12 protein-coding genes and 1 pseudogene (1 of these 13 running past the window's edge) are annotated in these 17,116 nt (G+C 69.8%); 6 read left to right on the plus strand and 7 right to left on the minus strand.

The features are described 5' to 3' along the window. Positions 1–1,499: pseudogene (locus J5F18_RS04725) on the plus strand (ATP-dependent DNA helicase); it begins 789 nt to the left of the window's first position. Here J5F18_RS04725 and J5F18_RS04730 read toward each other — a convergent pair. Further along, positions 1,496–3,319: a monovalent cation:proton antiporter-2 (CPA2) family protein gene (locus tag J5F18_RS04730; RefSeq protein WP_346301170.1), complete on the minus strand. Its 1,824-nt coding sequence runs from the start codon at positions 3,317–3,319 to the stop codon at positions 1,496–1,498. The pseudogene J5F18_RS04725 and the gene J5F18_RS04730 sit on opposite strands and share 4 nt — an antisense overlap. Positions 3,320–3,417: 98 nt before the next feature. Between J5F18_RS04730 and J5F18_RS04735 the strand changes: the two genes are divergently transcribed. Further along, a complete protein-coding gene (locus tag J5F18_RS04735; protein ID WP_346301171.1) occupies positions 3,418–4,083 on the plus strand; it encodes a cupin domain-containing protein in 666 nt (221 codons plus the stop codon). Between the two features lie 111 nt (positions 4,084–4,194). After that, positions 4,195–4,374 (plus strand): PLDc N-terminal domain-containing protein, encoded by a 180-nt coding sequence (locus tag J5F18_RS04740; RefSeq protein ID WP_346301172.1) that lies wholly within the window; start codon positions 4,195–4,197, stop codon positions 4,372–4,374. A 74-nt stretch (positions 4,375–4,448) separates the two neighbouring features. Here the strand turns inward: J5F18_RS04740 and J5F18_RS04745 are convergent, their stop codons facing one another. The 5 genes from J5F18_RS04745 to J5F18_RS04765 form a co-directional block, all read right to left on the minus strand. Beyond that, positions 4,449–5,768 (minus strand): TIGR04086 family membrane protein, encoded by a 1,320-nt coding sequence (locus J5F18_RS04745; protein ID WP_346301173.1) that lies wholly within the window; start codon positions 5,766–5,768, stop codon positions 4,449–4,451. A gap of 67 nt (positions 5,769–5,835) precedes the next feature. After that, positions 5,836–6,042: a DUF3565 domain-containing protein gene (locus J5F18_RS04750; protein ID WP_346301174.1), complete on the minus strand. Its 207-nt coding sequence runs from the start codon at positions 6,040–6,042 to the stop codon at positions 5,836–5,838. 7 nt (positions 6,043–6,049) lie between these two features. Beyond that, positions 6,050–6,568, minus strand: coding sequence for a hypothetical protein (locus J5F18_RS04755; RefSeq protein WP_346301175.1), 519 nt, complete (start codon positions 6,566–6,568; stop codon positions 6,050–6,052). 255 nt (positions 6,569–6,823) lie between these two features. Then, positions 6,824–8,089: a ribonucleotide-diphosphate reductase subunit beta gene (locus J5F18_RS04760; protein ID WP_346301176.1), complete on the minus strand. Its 1,266-nt coding sequence runs from the start codon at positions 8,087–8,089 to the stop codon at positions 6,824–6,826. A gap of 141 nt (positions 8,090–8,230) precedes the next feature. Then, on the minus strand, positions 8,231–11,194 hold the full coding sequence (locus J5F18_RS04765) for a ribonucleoside-diphosphate reductase subunit alpha (RefSeq protein ID WP_346301177.1): 2,964 nt from the start codon (positions 11,192–11,194) through the stop codon (positions 8,231–8,233). Positions 11,195–11,534: 340 nt separating this feature from the next. Between J5F18_RS04765 and J5F18_RS04770 the strand changes: the two genes are divergently transcribed. Next, positions 11,535–12,248: a response regulator gene (locus J5F18_RS04770; RefSeq protein WP_346301178.1), complete on the plus strand. Its 714-nt coding sequence runs from the start codon at positions 11,535–11,537 to the stop codon at positions 12,246–12,248. 3 nt (positions 12,249–12,251) lie between these two features. Further along, the gene (locus J5F18_RS04775) at positions 12,252–13,883 is read left to right on the plus strand and encodes an ATP-binding protein (protein WP_346301179.1); all 1,632 of its coding nucleotides are present in this window, start codon (positions 12,252–12,254) and stop codon (positions 13,881–13,883) included. On the opposite strand, the gene J5F18_RS04780 is transcribed toward J5F18_RS04775, so the two are convergent. Then, complete coding sequence (locus tag J5F18_RS04780) at positions 13,870–14,784, minus strand: LysR family transcriptional regulator (protein ID WP_346301180.1); 915 nt, start codon at positions 14,782–14,784, stop codon at positions 13,870–13,872. The genes J5F18_RS04775 and J5F18_RS04780 overlap by 14 nt on opposite strands. Positions 14,785–14,888: 104 nt before the next feature. On the opposite strand from J5F18_RS04780, the gene metE reads away from it, so the two are divergent. Next, positions 14,889–17,099: a 5-methyltetrahydropteroyltriglutamate--homocysteine S-methyltransferase gene (metE, locus tag J5F18_RS04785; RefSeq protein WP_346301181.1), complete on the plus strand. Its 2,211-nt coding sequence runs from the start codon at positions 14,889–14,891 to the stop codon at positions 17,097–17,099. Positions 17,100–17,116 lie beyond the last annotated feature (17 nt).

The raw sequence follows: 17,116 nt of genomic DNA on the forward strand, positions 1-17,116 counted from the left end.
GGCCGGCGCTGCGGGTACTGGAGCTGATCGCCCGGGAGAAGGCCTGCGAGTACCCCGGGCGGGCCTGTCACGGCGAGGCCTGTCCCCTGGCCCGCGGCTTCTACGATCGCCTGCCCGAGGCGCGCCGGGCGGCGGTGGCCCGGGGCTGGCTCGATCGCCAGGCGCTGGGCGAGCTGGCCCGGGAGCACCGGGTCTGCCCCTACTACCTGGGCCAGGAGCTGGCGCGCTGGTGCGACGTCGTCGTCGGCGACGTCAACCACTGGTTCGACGACCACGCCCTGCTGCACGGCCTGGCCCAGGCCAACGGCTGGCGGGTCGGCCTGCTGGTGGACGAGGCCCACAACCTGGTGAGTCGGGCCCGCGGCATGTACAGCGCCGAGCTGGACCAGCGGCGTCTCAACCGGCTGCGGCGTGCGGCCCCCGAGGCCCTGAAACGCCCCCTGGGGCGCCTGGCCCGGCAGTGGTCGCGCTGGGTGAGGGAGGCCGGGCTCGAGGAGACCGGCGAGCCGGGGCGCCCGGCCTATCGGGTGCTGGCGGGACTGCCCGAGGGGGTGCCGGGGAGCCTGCAGGGGGCGACCGCCGCCGTCACCGACTACCTGGCCGCGCATCCCGACGCTGCCGACCCGGCGCTGCAGGAGTGGCTCTTCGAGGCCCTGGCCTTCACCCGCCTGGCCGAGCGCTTCGGCGATCACTCCCTGTGCGACCTGGCGCGCCACGGGCGAGGCCGGGCGGTGCTGGGACTGCGCAACCTGGTACCGGCGGACTTCCTGGCCCCACGCTTCGCCGCGGCCCATGCCACGGTGCTCTTCTCGGCGACCCTGAGTCCCGCCCGCTATCACCGCGACCTGCTGGGGCTGCCCGCCACCAGCGTCTGGCAGGAGGTGGCCTCGCCCTTCGCCGCCGAGCAGCTGGAGGTGCGCCTGCGCACCGACATCTCCACCCGGCTGCGCGACCGACCGGCCTCGCTGGCCCCCATCGTCGCCGAACTGGCCGGGCAGTATCGGCGCCGGCCGGGCCACTACCTGGCCTTCTTCAGCAGCTTCGCCTATCTCGAGGCGGTGCTGGCACGCTTCATCGCGGTGCATCCGGAGATTCCCGTCTGGGCCCAGCGCCGCGGCATGACCGAGACCGAGCGCGAGGCCTTCCTGTCGCGCTTCGTGCCGGGGGGCCGGGGCATCGGCTTCGCCGTGCTGGGTGGTGCCTTCGGCGAGGGCATCGACCTGCCCGGCGAGCGGCTGATCGGCGCCTTCGTCGCCACCCTGGGGCTGCCTCCCAGCGATGCCTTCCGGGAGGCGCTCAAGGCGCGGCTCCAGGCGCGCTTCGGTTGCGGCGACGACTACGCCTACCGGGTGCCCGGGCTGATCAAGGTGGTCCAGGCCGCCGGTCGGGTGATCCGCGGCCCCGAGGACCGCGGCCTGGTGGTGTTGATGGACGACCGTTTCGCCCGGAGCGAGGTGCGCGGCCGGCTGCCCGGCTGGTGGCTCGTAGGAACCTCCTAGGGCTCGCGGGCCGCCCGGGGAATTTCCTCCAGCCGGGTGATGATCGCCTCGTCGGCCTCATAGAGGCTCTCCAGCTCCCTGGCCGCCTCCTGGATGGTCTGGATCAGCTGCTGCTCGTTGCCGAACACCTCCAACTGGCGCCGCAGGGCCCTCTCGTCATGCTCGCGGAAGGTGTCGATGGTGTGCTGGGCACGCTGGCGGGGGATGCCCAGGCCCACCAGGGCATCGCGGGTCAGCTCCAGGCTCGCCGGCAGCAGCTCGCGCACCTGATAGGCGACCCCGGCGCGCATCAGCAGGTGAGCGTGATGGCGGTTGCGGGCTCGGGCGTAGATCTTGAGATGGGGGAAGCGATGCTTGACCTGCTCGACGATGCGCATGGAGGCCCCGGGGTCGCCCACCGTCACCACCAGCATCCGGGCGCGATCGGCGCCGGCGGCCTCCAGCAGGTCGGGGCGTGCGGCGTCGCCGTAGTACACCTTGTTGCCGTAGCGGCGCACGAACTCCACCTGGTCGGCGTTGATATCGAGGATGGTGTAGGGAATCTTCAGTCCCTGGAGGGCGCGGCCCATGATCTGGCCGAAGCGGCCGAAGCCGGCGATCAGGATCTGCGGCGAGCCGTCGTCCGGCCGATCGTAGCGCCGCGGGCCGCTGGGCGGGCCAGCCCAGCGCCTCAGGGCCGCGGAGAGCAGCAGGTAGAGCAGCGGCGTGGTGGCCATGGAGAGCGAGATCACCAGGATCAGCAGATTCACCAGCGCCTGGTCGAGCAAGGCGGCGCCGGCCGCCGCGGCGAGCAGCACGAAGCCGAACTCCCCGCCCTGGGAGAGCAGCACGGCGAGGCGGCTGGCCTCCTTCCAGGAGCCGCTGTAGAGCCGGGCCGCGATCACCATGGCGAGGCCCTTGAACAGCACCAGGCCGAGCGTCAGGCCGAGCACGGTGAGCGGCATGGCGGCGAGCAGGCCGATCTCGGCCATCATCCCCACCGCCATGAAGAAGAGTCCCAGTAGCAGGCCGCGAAAGGGCTCGATATCGGCCTCGATGCTGTGGCGGTACTCGGAGTCGGCCAGCAGCACCCCGGCGATGAAGGCACCCAGCGCCATGGAGAGGCCGGCCAGGTCCATCAGCATGGCGGCGCCGATCACCACCAGCAGGGTGGTGGCGGCGAACACCTCGCGGCTGCGGGTGGCGGCGGCATAGTGGAACACCGGGCGCAGCAGGTAGCGTCCGCCGACGATCAGCGCCGCGAAGGCGCCGGCGGCCAGCAGCACCTCGCGCACCAGGGGCGCGGCGCCGTCGGCCAGCAGCGCCTCGGCGGTGAGGATGGGGATCGCCGCCAGTACCGGGATCGCCGCCAGGTCCTGGAACAGCAGCAGGGCGAAGGCGTGGCGGCCGTGGCGGGTGGCGAGCTCCTTGCGCTCGCCAAGCAGGTGCAGCACCAGGGGCGTGGAGCAGAGCCCGAGGCTGAACCCCACCACCAGGGCGGCGCTCGGCGGCAGGCCCAGCCACCAGGCGGCCAGGGCGAGCAGGGCGGTGGTCACCGCCACCTGCAGGCTGCCGAAGCCGAACACCGCCTTGCGCATCACCCTCAGGCGCGCCGGCTTGAGCTCCAGGCCGATCACGAACAGCAAAAAGACGATGCCCACCTGGGAGAACTGCAGCACCCCCTCGGCGTCGGGTACCAGGGCCAGCAGCGAGGGGCCGATGACCACGCCCGCGGCCAGGTAGCCGAGCACCTCGCCGAGCCCCAGGCGCTTGAAGATCGGCACGATCAGCACGGCGGCGGCGAGGAAGATCAGGGCGTTGACGAGCAGCTCGATGGCCAAGGGCGACTCCTTGCGGATGGTGAGGGGAGCCCCCATTCTACCGAGAGAGGGCCTACCATTCACATGCAAGGGGTGGGCCAACATCGAGAGGAGGCACCATGCGACTCAATGCCGACTTTTCCCGACGGGCGGTGGTGACCCCCGACGCCTATCGCTGGGTGGCTTCGCCCACACCCGGCGTGGAGCGGATGATGCTGGATCGCATCGGCGAGGAGGTGGCCCGTGCCACCTCGCTGGTCCGCTATGCGCCCATCAGCGCCTTTCCCTCCCATGTCCACGGCGGCGGCGAGGAGATCCTGGTGCTGGCGGGGGAGTTCGCCGACGAGCACGGCCGCTACCCGGTGGGCAGCTACCTGCGCAACCCCATCGGCACCACCCATGCGCCGCGGGTGGGCGAGCAGGGCGCGACCCTGTTCGTTAAGCTGCACCAGTTCTCGCCCGAGGATACCGAGCGGAAGGTGATCGATACCCGCTTGGACCAGTGGCGGCCGGGGGCGGCGGAGGGTGAGGCGGTCATGCCGCTGCACGCCGTCGAGGGCGAGCACGTGGCCCTGGTGCGCTGGGCGCCTGACACCCGCTTTCCCCCCCATGTCCACCGGGGCGGGGTGGAGATCCTGGTGCTGGAGGGTGTCTTCCACGACGAGCACGGGACCTATCCGGCCGGCAGCTGGCTGCGCAGCCCCCACCAGAGTCGCCATGCGCCCTTCACGGGGGAGGAGGGCGCGCTGCTCTACGTCAAGGCCGGCCACCTGCCGCCCGATTGAGCGGGGGAGGGGTGCCGTCACATTCCGATACCCGACGGCCTTTGTCCGTCGATGGCGGGCTGTGCTACCCATGTAGAGGGCATTTCGCCGGATGGACTAAGGAGAGATCGAATGGGAATCGAAGTGGGCGGCCTGCTGGGCCTGATCTGGCTGATCATCGTGATCTGGGCCATCGTCAAGGTGGCCAAGAGCTCGGCGGGACCGGTGGCCAAGCTGCTGTGGATCCTGATCCTGCTGTTCTTCCCCCTGGTGGGCCTTATCGTCTGGCTGCTGCTGGGGCCCAAGGGATAGCGGGGCTACCGCCCAGACCAGTCACCCAGTGGGCCGCCCTCGGGCGGCCTGCTCGTGTCGGCCATGCCGGAAACCTAGCCGGACTGCGCCGACGCCTTGCCCTGGAGGCGTTCCAGTACGTTCACGCCGATAAAGCCGCTCAGGGCGCCGGTCAGGAAGGCGCCGGCCTCGGTGGCGACCACCACCACCGGCAAGGCCAGGTAGCCGACGCCGAGCACCCCGGCGACGTAGGCCACCAGGGCCACGATGACCCCCTCGAGCAGGCGCAGCGGCGTCGACGCCTTGTCGGCCCCCTTGACGAAGCGACGGCAGAACCCGCCCAGGGCGCCACCGAACAGGGCGGCGAGGATCGGCCCCCAGGGTACGCGTTGCTGGATGGTCGCCTCGCCCCTCAGGCCGCCGGCGACGGCGGTGACAGTCAGCGGTGCCAGGCCGGAGGAGCGCAGGTCGAACGCGACCGCGGACTCATCCGGTTCGAGTTGCAGCTCGCCGGGGTCGGGCGTTGCGGGCCCGTCCACGGTCAGGGCGATGCGAGTGGGGTGCGTGACCCGCAGTGGTTCACCGTGGGGCGCCACCTGCTCGACGCTGACGGCCACTCGGGCCAGGCCGAGCCCCACCATGCTGGTCGATTCCGGCCGCACCTCCAGCCGGGGCAGCGCCTCGAGCTCCAGGTTGACGTCCGAGAGGGTGGACCTGACCTCGAGGGTGGGGCTCGAGGTCGAGGGCAGGAAGTCGAGCACCAGGGACTGCTCGTTGGCCAGCCCGGGGGCCTCGATCAGCAGGGGAGAGAGCGCCTCACGGGTGGTGAGGCCCCGCAGCCCCACCCTGATCTCGATGGGCTCCTCGAACCCCTGACCCGGGGCGAAGCGCTCCTCGGTCGAGGCGTGAACGCCGAAGCTGAGCTCGGTGTGGTAGGTGCCCGTCAAAGGATCCCAGGTGGCGGGTATCGGGCTCGCCACGGCGGTGAGGCGCAGCCAGGTGGCGACCCTCGGCGGCAGCGGCGTGATGCCGAGGCCCGGCGGTACGATGACCTCGGCGGGCTCGTCGGTGGAAGGAAGGAAGAGCCCGCCCGGCAGCACCTGGCGCTCTTCCGAGGTGAGGCGGCGGGTCTCCACCGCGTCGCCCTTGACCACGAAAGGCCCCCGGGTCGGCACGCTGAGGCTGACGCGCCCCGGCTCCTGGGGAAGGGGCTCGACCTCGGCGTCGAGTTCACGGCCCTCGAGATCCCGGACCCTCAGGCTCTCCACGCTTTGCTCCCAGGCGAAGATGACCCGCTCGACGGGCGGGGGCGTCGGCGCATCGGCGAGGGGGGGCTCCTGAGCCCAGGTTCCCGCGGCGGCGAGGCCGATAACCAGGGCGAGGAAGGGCCAGCAGCGTTGGGCGGGTCGTGGCATGACGGCTCTCGCCAGTCGGCTTGGGCAGACTCTCAGTATAGCCGTGCCGCCGCGGACGATGCCGGCGTCACGGGAGATCGCGGGGCTCGCCCCGGTCGCACTCCACACAGCCGAGCGGCAGGCCGAGCCGGGAGCGCCGCCCCGCGGCGCTGAGCACCCAGGGCCGCTCGACCCAGGGCGGCCGGTGGCGCAGGTGCTGGCAATGGCCGCAGGCCAGCTCGGCCACCCAGTGGCCCTCTTCGTCCCGGTGGTAGCCGACGATGGGTTGGTGCATGGTCACCTCAAAGACAGAGGCCATCGTCGCTGACGCCGCGACCGCAGTGGTAGCGGATCTCCAGGCGTTCGGTATACCAGCCATCGGCGTCCTCACTCATGGTCAGGCGATAGTCCTGTCCGAGCACCGCATCGTCCTTGAACCCCCACTGCAGTACGACTCCCACGGCGGTGTCATCTGCCAGGTGGAGACGCTGGGTCTGCTCCCAGACCTCCTGGCCAAGCGTTGCCGCTAGATCGAGTTCGGTGACCAGCGCCTGGAGCAGGGCGGCGGGAGAGGCGTGGCGCTGGCCATCGCGGGTCAGACCCTCGGGCAGCGCCTGGCCCGCCTCCTGCCATCCGGTGGTGCCGGGATCGAAGCCGAGCCCCCCGGGAAGGGCCGCGCGATGGGCGGCCAGCCGCGGCTGTGCTTCCAGTCCGAACCTGTCCCACTGGGACGGCGCCTGGGCGTCGCCGGATGGCGAGATCGCCTGACAGCCCGCCAGCAGCAGGGAGAGCGAGGCCACCGGGAGAGACCGCAGGCTCATCGCACGGGTGCCTTGTAGTGGCCGGGAATCTTGACCCGTTCGCCGTTGGGCAGCCGGCGGACATGGGTCGGCACATAGACTCGCCGGATTACGCTTCTGCCTGTCGCTTCCCGCATGGCTTCATCTCCTGTCACGCCGTCGACACCCTCATGTCTACCGTAGAGCGCCACCGGGGCGGAGGCAATTCCGATCACGAAAAGGGCCGGCGCCCGAAGGCGCCGGCCCGGGTCAGCCAGGCAGGGTCGGCCGTTGCCGTCAATCCCAGCTCAGCGCGCCGCCCACCTGGTACTCGGTGACCCGGGTCTCGAAGAAGTTCTTCTCCTTGCGCAGGTCGATGATCTCGCTCATCCACGGGAAGGGGTTCCGGGCACCGGGGAACTGCTCCTTCAGGCCGATCTGGGCCAGGCGGCGGTTGCAGATGAAGTGCAGGTACTCCTCCATGATCGCCGCGTTCATGCCCAGCACGCCGCGGGGCATGGTGTCCCGGGCGTAGGCGATCTCCAGCTCGGTGCCCTCGAGGATCATCTGGGTCACCTCGTCCTGGAACTCGGGGGTCCAGAGGTGCGGGTTCTCGATCTTGATCTGGTTGATCATGTCCACGCCGAAGTTCAGGTGCATGGACTCGTCGCGCAGGATGTACTGGAACTGCTCGGCCACCCCGGTCATCTTGTTGCGCCGCCCCATGGAGAGGATCTGGCTGAAGCCGCAGTAGAAGAAGATGCCCTCGGTGACGCAGTAGAAGGCCACCAGGTTGCGCAACAGCTCCTGATCGGTCTCCGGGGTGCCGGTCTGGAAGTCCGGGCGCGCCAGGGACTGGGTGTGCTTGAGGCTCCAGGCGGACTTGGCGGCCACCGAGGGCACCTCGCGGTACATGTTGAAGACCTCGCCTTCGTCCATGCCCAGCGACTCCACGCAGTACTGGTAGGCGTGGGTGTGGATCGCCTCCTCGAAGGCCTGGCGCAGCAGGTACTGGCGGCACTCGGGGTTGGTGATCAGCCGATAGAGCGCCAGCACCAGGTTGTTGGCCACCAGGGAGTCGGCGGTGGAGAAGTAGCCGAGGCTGCGCTCGACGATGCGCCGCTCGTCCGGGGTGAGGCCGTCCTGGCTCTTCCACAGGGCGATGTCGGCGTTCATGTTCACTTCCTGGGGCATCCAGTGGTTGGCGCTGCCGTCCAGGTACTTCTGCCAGGCCCACTCGTACTTGAAGGGCACCAGCTGGTTGAGGTCGGCGCGGGCGTTGATCATCTGCTTGTCGTCGACCTGGATGCGCGCCGCGCCCATCTCCAGCTCCTCGAGGCCCGCGGCCACGTCGAGCGCCTCCAGGGACGCCCGGGCCCGGGTCAGGCGCTCCTGGTCGGCCACGGCGTAGCGAGCGGCACCTTCTCCTACACTCTCTGCTTTCACGGCTTCCCTGCGCGCGGGCTCGGCGGCCGGCTGCGGCTTGGCGGCGGGCGCCGGGGCGGCTGGCGGCTGTTCGGCGACCGTGGTCTCGTCTTCGTGGAACTCGTCCCAGTTCAGCATCTGTTTCTCCCGGTAGATGGTTCCGATGGCCGTAGGAGCCCGGTTCGCCGGGCGGCGATCGATCAGCTGTATCGCTCGATAAATCGAGCTCCTACGCGGATGTCGAAAGGCCGGAGGCGGTCTGCCGCCTCCGGTGAAGGCTTACTGGCAGGCTTCGCAGCCCAGGTCGTCGATATCGGCGGCGCTGGGCGCCCGCGAGCCGGCGCCCGCCTTGCCGGTCAGGAAGTCCTCCACGCCGCGGGGCTCTCTCTCACCCGCTGAAGGCTCTCTCCCACCCGCTGAAGGCTCTCTCCCACCCGCTGAAGGCTCCGAGGCCTTCGGCGCCGGGCCGGTGGCCGGCGGCTGGCCCGGGGCGGCATTGCTCACCGCGTTGAGGTTGCCGCGCTCCACGGTGGACTTCTCCACCGCGGTGGCGCCCAGGGCACGCAGGTAGTAGGTGGTCTTGAGACCGCGGAACCAGGCCATGCGGTAGGTCACGTCGAGCTTCTTGCCGGAGACCCCCTGGATGTAGAGGTTCAGCGACTGGGCCTGGTCGATCCACTTCTGGCGACGCGCGGCGGCCTCCACCAGCCACTTCGGCTCTACCTCGAATGCGGTGGCGTACTTGGCCTTGAGATCCGCCGGGATGCGCTCGATGGGCTGGGCCGAGCCGTCGTAGTACTTGAGGTCGTTGATCATCACCTCGTCCCACAGGCCACGAGCCTTGAGGTCGTGGACCAGGCAGGCGTTGACCACGGTGAACTCCCCGGAGAGATTCGACTTCACGTAGAGGTTCTGGTAGGTCGGCTCGATGGACTGGGTCACGCCGCAGATGTTGGAGATGGTCGCGGTGGGGGCGATGGCCATCACGTTGGAGTTGCGCATGCCCTGCTCGGCGATCTTGTGGCGCAGGCGGTCCCAATCCTGGGTGGCGCTGGTGTCGATCTCGATGTACTTCTCGCCACGCTCCAGGCGCAGTTTCTCGATGGAGTCGATGGGCAGCACGCCCTGGCTCCACAGGGAGCCCTCGAAGCTCTCGTAGCGGCCGCGCTCGGCGGCCAGGTCTGCGGAGGCCTCGATGGCGTGGTAGCTGACCAGCTCCATGGAGCGGTCGGCGAAGGCCACGGCGTCCTCGGAGGCGTAGGCGATGTCCTGGGCGTAGAGGGCGTCCTGGAAGCCCATGATGCCGAGCCCCACCGGGCGGTGCCTGAGGTTGGAGTTGCGTGCCTGGGGCACCGCGTAGTAGTTGATGTCGATGACGTTATCGAGCATGCGTACGGCGGTACGCACGGTCCTGCGCAGCTTGGCGTCGTCGAGGACGCCGTCCACCACGTGCTGGGCCAGATTGACCGAGCCCAGGTTGCACACCGCGATCTCGTCGACGCTGGTGTTGAGGGTGATCTCGGTGCACAGGTTGGAGGAGTGCACCACGCCCGCATGCTGCTGGGGGCTTCTCAGGTTGCACGGGTCCTTGAAGGTGATCCAGGGGTGGCCGGTCTCGAACAGCATGGAGAGCATCTTGCGCCACAGGTCCTTGGCCCGCACCCGCTTGAACAGCTTGAGCTCGCCGGTGCGGGTCATCGCCTCGTACTCGGCGTAGCGGGTCTCGAAGGCGGCGCCGTAGAGGTCGTGGAGATCCGGGCAGGTGGCGGGCGAGAAGAGCGTCCAATCCTGGTCGTCGAAGACCCGCTTCATGAACAGGTCCGGCACCCAGTTGGCGGTGTTCATGTCGTGGGTGCGACGGCGGTCGTCGCCGGTGTTCTTGCGCAGCTCGAGGAACTCCTCGATATCCAGGTGCCAGGTCTCCAGGTAGGCGCACACCGCGCCCTTCCGCTTTCCCCCTTGATTCACGGCAACCGCCGTATCGTTGACCACCTTGAGGAAGGGCACCACCCCCTGGCTCTTGCCGTTGGTCCCCTTGATGTAGGAGCCCAGGGCGCGCACCGGGGTCCAGTCGTTGCCCAGTCCCCCGGCCCACTTGGAGAGCAGGGCGTTGTCGCGGATCGCGCTGTAGATGCCGTCCAGGTCGTCGGGCACGGTGGTGAGATAACACGAGGAGAGCTGGCTGCGCACGGTGCCCGAGTTGAACAGGGTCGGGGTGGAGGCCATGTAGTCGAAGCTGGAGAGCAGCTCGTAGAACTCGATGGCCCGCGCCTCGCGGTCATCCTCGTTGAGGGCCAGGCCCATGGCCACGCGCATGAACATCACCTGGGGCAGTTCGTAGCGCACGTCGTCCCGGTGGATGAAGTAGCGGTCGTAGAGGGTCTGCAGGCCCAGGTAGGTGAAGGCGTTGTCGCGGGTATGATCGAGGGCCTCACCCAGGCGCTCGAGGTCGAAGTCGGCCAGGCGCGGGTCGAGCTGCTCGAACTCGATGCCCTTGGCCACGTAGGCCTGAAAGGCCGGCTTGTAGAGCTCGGCCATCTCGCCGTAGGTGGCCTCGTCGGCGATCCCGAGGAAGGCCAGCGCCTCGCGGCGCAGGTTGTCCTGCAGCAGGCGGGCGGTGACGTAGGTGTAGTTGGGTTCCTTCTCCACCAGGGTGCGGGCGGTCATCATCAGCGCCTGGGAGACGCCGTCGACGCTGACGCCGTCGTAGAGGTTCTTCAGGGAGTCCTCGACGATGCGGCCGGGCTCGACGCTGTGGAGGCCCGCGCAGGCGTCATGCACCAGGGTCTCGATGCGGCCCAGGTCCAGCGGCTGGCGGCTGCCGTCGGGCAGGGTGACGTGCAGGCTGGGGTGGGGTTTCTCGATGTTGCCACCGGCCGCGGCGCGGGCCCGGGCGTGGGCCTCGCGGTAGAGCACGTAGGCGCGGGCGACCTTCTGCTCGCCGGCGCGCATCAGGGCCAGCTCCACCTGATCCTGGATGTCCTCGATGTGCAGGGTGCCGCCGTCGGGCATGCGGCGCAGGAAGGCCTGCTCGATGGCCTCGGCGGACTGTCGCACGAAGTCGCGCACCCGGGAGGAGGCGTCGGCGTTGTCGCCCTCCACGGCGATGAACGCCTTGCGCATCGCCACGGCGATCTTGTCGGCGTCGAAGGGCACCACGTCGCCGGTGCGCTTGATGACGCGTAGGGCCTGCGGGGCAGTGACGGTAACGGATGACGTATCCGGGGAAGCGATGGTATCCATGACGCCGGGAATCCCTGTCTGGTGGTCGAAGAGGGCAAGAGCGCGGCGGTTGACAGCCTGAGGCTCGATTGCTAGCGACACAGGATATGGTGTTTCCTGCGAGGTGAGGCACAAGATAGTGTGCTTTTGTGCCTCCATCAAGTGGATAACCTGTGGAGCCCCTGTGGTCATCCTGGGGCTTCCCGGCGTTCTGCCGGGGAGGGCCCAACACAGAAAGAATTGTCGTTTACTGGCAACAGGCAGGCGCCTGCCTGGATTTCGGGTATCCTTTAGCCAATGGCGGTATCAGCCTCCGTGCGCCGCCTTCCCGATCACCTGCCAGCCAGGATGGAACTTGAGGATGGACGAGAGCTTGGAACCCCGGGAACAGGATCACGTGCTGATCATCGAGGATGACGAGCGCCTGGCCGACCTGACCCGCGACTATCTGGAGGCCAACGGCTTCCACGTCACCCTGGAGGCCGATGGGGCGCGCGGCGTCGAGCGCATCCAGGCGCTGCAGCCGGACCTGGTGATCCTGGACCTGATGCTGCCCGGCGAGGATGGCCTGTCGATCTGCCGCCGCGTGCGCGGTGACTACCCCGGCCCGATCCTGATGCTCACCGCACGCACCGATGACATGGACCAGGTGCTGGGCCTGGAGATGGGCGCTGACGACTACGTGCCCAAGCCGGTGCAGCCCCGGGTGCTGCTGGCGCGCATGCGCGCGCTGCTGCGCCGCGCCGAGAGCGCCGAGGCCTCCGAGGATCCCCGCCTGGTGTTCGGTAACCTGGAGATCGACAGCGCCACCCGCGAGGCCTGGCTCGAGGGTAGCCGCATCGACCTGACCAGCGCCGAGTTCGACCTGCTCTGGCTGCTGGCCAGCAATGCCGGCCGGGTGCTGACCCGCGAGGAGATCTTCTCTCAGCTGAGGGGCATCAAGTACGACGGCCAGGACCGCTCCATCGATGTGCGCGTCTCGCGGATCCGGCCAAAGATCGGCGACGACCCCAACCAGCCGCATCGTATCAAGACGGTACGCAGCAAGGGCTATCTGTTCGTCAAGGAAGGCTGAATCATGCGGCGGGTCCTGGCCGACAGCACCTTCCTGCGCGTCTATGTGCTGCTGGCGCTGGCGCTGCTGCTGACCTTCGGCCTGGCCCTGCTGGGCGTGGCGATGGTCGATCAGGTACGCCGCGAGCATCACCGCGAGCAGCTCGCCGAGGTGCCCATGCGCCTGCTCGCCCAGCGCCTGGCGGAGCTGCCGGCCGAGGCCCACGCGCCCTGGCTGGAAGCCCAGGCCCGCCGCCTCGACATGACCCCCTCGGTGCTCAGCGTGGACTCCGTCTCCCTCGGCTACTTTTCCCGCCTGCGCCTCGAGCGGGAGCGGGTGCTGGTGCAGGACCGCGGCGAGCGCGGCTGGCGCCTGCAGAAGCTGCTGCCCGGTGAGGAACGTCTGCTGCAGGTGGATCTGGCCAGCCTCAGCGAGCAGCAGCTGCGTGGGCTGACCGAGCTGCTCGGCGAATGGCTGGCCGAGGCACCCCCGGGTGAGCGCCTGGCACGGCTGACCCGGGTAGCCGGGGGCAGCATCCCGGTGACCCTCGGCGACGACCCCCCGCGGGGCCTGGACGCCTATCAGCTCGGGCGGCTGGCCGATGGCGAGGTGGTGATCCGGATCTTCCCCGGGCGCTGGTCCATGGCCATGTACCTGGCCCTACCCGGCGGCGGCGACGAGGCGAGCTGGCTGGCCATCGGCCCGGTGGAGGCCTTCGAGCCGGTGCCGGGCTCGCTGCAGCTGCTGGTGGTGGTGATCCTGCTGGGGGTGCTGGGGGCGACCATCTACCTGATCGTGCGCGGCATCGAGGCGCGGATGGCGCGCCTGGAGCTGGCCGCCACCCGCATCGCCGCCGGCAGGCTCGACACTCGGGTCAAGGTGGAGAGCGGCGACTTCCTGGGCCGACTGGGCATGGCCTTCAACGGCATGGCGGCCCAGGTGCAGTCGCTGCTGCGCGCCCAGCAGGACATGATCCGCGCGGTCTCCCACGAGCTGCGCACCCCGGTGGCGCGTATCCGCTTCGCGGTGCAGATGGTCGAGGACATGACCGACGACCCGGCGATCCGCCGCCAGTTGCAGGGCATCGACGTCGACATCGAGGAGCTGGATGGCCTGATCGACGAGATCCTCACCTACGCCCGGCTGGGCAGCGACGCGGTCAACGGCCGCGAGATGCAGGCCAGCCTGGTGGAGTGCCGGGCCATGGCCGATCGGGTGATCGCCGCGCTGGCGCCCCTGCACGGGCATCTTGCCATCGAGCTCGCCGAGGGGCCGGAGGTGGAGGCCCTGGCCGAGCCGCGCTACCTGCAGCGCGCCCTGCAGAACCTGGTGGCCAACGCCTGCCGCCACGCACGCACCCGGGTGGTGATCCGCGTGCAGGGCGAGCCTCGCCTGGTGCGCTTCGACGTGGAGGATGACGGCCCCGGCGTGCCGGCAAGCGAACGCCTGGCGATCTTCAAGCCCTTCGCCCGCCTCGACGACAGCCGCACCCGCAGCTCCGGCGGCTATGGCCTGGGGCTCTCCATCGTGCAGAAGGTGATGGCCTGGCACGGCGGCAGCGCGGGGGTGGACGACAGCCCCGGCCTCGGCGGCGCCCGCTTCACCCTGCTGCTGCCCCAGCGCCCCGATTCACTGGAGCCGCCTAGGCCGGCTTGATCCCCTCCAGCACCGCAAAGGAGGTCTCCCTGGCGGTGCGCAGGAAGTCCTCCATCCAGGGCGCCTGGCGGGTCTCCTCGCGAACCGCCGCGAACAGCGTGCTCCACACTCCCTGCTCGCCCAGCGCCACCGCCTTCACGTAGTCACGCTCCAGGTACTCGGTCAGGGCCCAGTTGGGCAGGGCGCAGACCCCGCGGCCGCTGGCCACCAGCTGCATCATCATGATGGTCAGCTCCGCGGTGCGCACCTCCCGTGGACGCTCCCCGGCGGGATCCAGGAACTGGGTGAAGACATCCAGCCGCGAATGCTCCACCGGGTAGGTGATCAGGGTCTCCGCGGCCAGCTCCTGGGGCGTCACGAACGCCTTGCCGGCCAGCCGGTGCTGGCGGGCCACCGCCAGCAGCCCCTCGTAGCGGAACAGCGGCTCGTAGTGGACCCCGGGCAGCGGCTGGGGGTCGGCGGTGATCACCAGGTCGAGCTGCTCCCGGGCCAGGGCCGGCAGCGGGTCGAAGTGGTGGCCGCCGGGGATGTCGATCTCCACCTCGGGCCAGTGGTCGCGGAAGTGATCGATGGTGGGCATCAGCCACTGGAAGCAGCTGTGGCACTCGATGGCCATGTGCAGCCGCCCCTGCTCGTCGCCGGCCAGGCGCGCCAGGTCCCGCTCGGCCATGCGCACCAGCGGCAGCACCTGCTCGGCCAGGGCCAGCAGCCGCTGGCCGGCGCGGGTGAACTCCACCGGCCGGGTCTTGCGCACGAACAGCGGATTGCTTAACCGCTCCTCCAGGTCCTTGATCTGGTGGGAGAGGGCGGACTGGGTGAGGTGGACGCGCTCGGCCGCCTCGACGAGGGAGCCGGCGTCGCGCAGGGCGACCAGGGTGCGCAGGTGTCGCAGTTCGAGCATGGTGAGTGAGCCACTTTCATTTTAAATATTAGGAAGTTTAGTTTGATTCACGCCCGGTGGCCAGCCAGACTCCGTGGCATCACTCATGCAACAGGCTGAACACTATGACTCTGGCTCATGTATCCGGCTACCCGCGCATCGGCGCGGATCGCGAACTGAAGAAGGCCGTGGAGGCCTACTGGGCGGGCGAGCTCGACCGCGAGGGCCTCGAGGGGGTAGGGCGCGAGCTGCGCGCCCGCCACTGGGACGACCAGCGCGCGGCGGGGCTCGACCTGGTCACGGTGGGCGACTTCGCCTTCTACGACCAGGTGCTGGATCTCTCGGTGACCCTGGGGGCGGTGCCCGCCCGCTTCGCCGCCGAGGCCGAGGTGGCCGCCGGCGAGGTGGACCTGGATACCGCCTTCCGCATGGCCCGCGGCCGGGCGCCCAGCGGCGAGCCCGCCGCCGCCTGCGAGATGACCAAGTACTTCGATACCAACTACCACTACCTGGTGCCGGAGCTGCACGCGGGCCAGGCCTTCCGGCTGGCCTCCTCGCGCCTCTTCGCGCAGGTGGCCGAGGCCCAGGCGCTGGGCCACCCGGTGAAGGTGACCCTGCTCGGGCCGCTCAGCTGGCTGTGGCTGGGCAAGGCCCGCGACGCCGGGCTCGACCGGCTGAGCCTGCTCGAGGCCCTGCTGCCGGTCTACGGCGAGCTGCTGGCACGCCTGGCCGAGCAGGGCGTGGAGTGGGTGCAGCTCGACGAGCCGGCGCTGGTTCAGGACCTGCCCGGCGACTGGCAGCAGGCCTATGAGGCCGCCTACAGCGTGCTGGGCCGGGCCCCTTTGAAGCTGCTGCTGGCCACCTACTTCGGTGGGCTGGGCGACAACCTGGGCCTCGCCGTCAACCTGCCGGTGGCGGGGCTGCATATCGATGCGGTGCGGGCCCCCGAGCAGCTCGAGGCGGTGCTCGACCGCCTGCCCGCCTACAAGGTGCTCTCGGTGGGCGCCATCGACGGCCGCAACGTCTGGCGCACCGACCTCGCCCTCGTCCGGGAGCGCCTCGCCGCGGCGCGCATGCGGCTGGGCAAGCGGCTATGGATCGCCCCCTCCTGCTCGCTGCTGCATGTGCCGGTGGACCTGGCCCGGGAGACCGAGCTCGACCCGGAACTCAGAAGCTGGCTCGCCTTCGCGCGCCAGAAGCTCGACGAGACGGTGACCCTGGCGCGCCTGCTCGACGGCCGCGCCACCGAGGTCGACCGCGAGCGCCTGGAGGCCGCCACCCTGGCCCTGCAGGCGCGGCGCGACTCGCCGCGCCTCCACCGCCGCGAGGTGGCCGACCGCCTGGCCGCGATCGAGCCGGACGACCACGAGCGCCGGAGCCCCTATGCGGTGCGCGCCGAGGCCCAGCGCCGCGCCCTGGCCCTGCCGCTCTTCCCCACCACCACCATCGGCTCCTTCCCCCAGACCGACGAGATCCGCGCCGCCCGACGCGCCTTCAAGGCCGGCGAACTCGCCGCGGAGGCCTATGAGGCGCGCATGGAGGAGGAGATCGCCCACGCCGTGGCGCGCCAGGAGGCGCTCGGCCTCGACATGCCGGTGCACGGCGAGCCCGAGCGCAACGACATGGTGGAGTACTTCGGCGAGCAGCTCGACGGCTACGCCTTCACCCGCTTCGGCTGGGTGCAGAGCTACGGCTCGCGCTGCGTGAAGCCGCCGGTGATCGTCGGCGACGTCAGCCGTCCCGGCCCCATGACGGTGCGCTGGAGCCGGTACGCCCAGTCGCTCACCGATAAGCCCATGAAGGGCATGCTCACCGGTCCCGTGACCCTGCTGCAGTGGGCCTTCGTGCGCGACGACCAGCCCCGGGAGGCCACCTGCCGGCAGATCGCCCTGGCGCTGCGCGACGAGGTGCGCGACCTGGAGGCGGCGGGCATCCGCGCCATCCAGATCGACGAGCCGGCGCTGCGCGAGGGGCTGCCGCTGCGCCGGGGCGAGTGGCAGGCCTATCTCGACTGGGCCGTGGCTTGCTTCCGGCTCAGCGCCGCCGGGGTGCGTGACGAGACCCAGATCCACACCCATATGTGCTACTCGGAGTTCAACGACATCATCGAGTCGATTGCCGCCCTGGACGCCGATGTGATCACCATCGAGACCTCGCGCTCGGACATGGAGCTGCTCGACGCCTTCCAGGACTTCGCCTACCCGAACGAGATCGGCCCCGGCGTCTACGATATCCATTCCCCCAACATCCCCGAGGTGGCCTGGATGGTGGCGCTGATGGAGAAGGCCGCCAAGCTGGTGGAGGCGGCGCACCAGCTGCGCCGGCGTCTCGGCTAAATCGGCGGGTGGCAGAG

This window comes from Halomonas sp. BM-2019 (genome assembly GCF_017584085.1).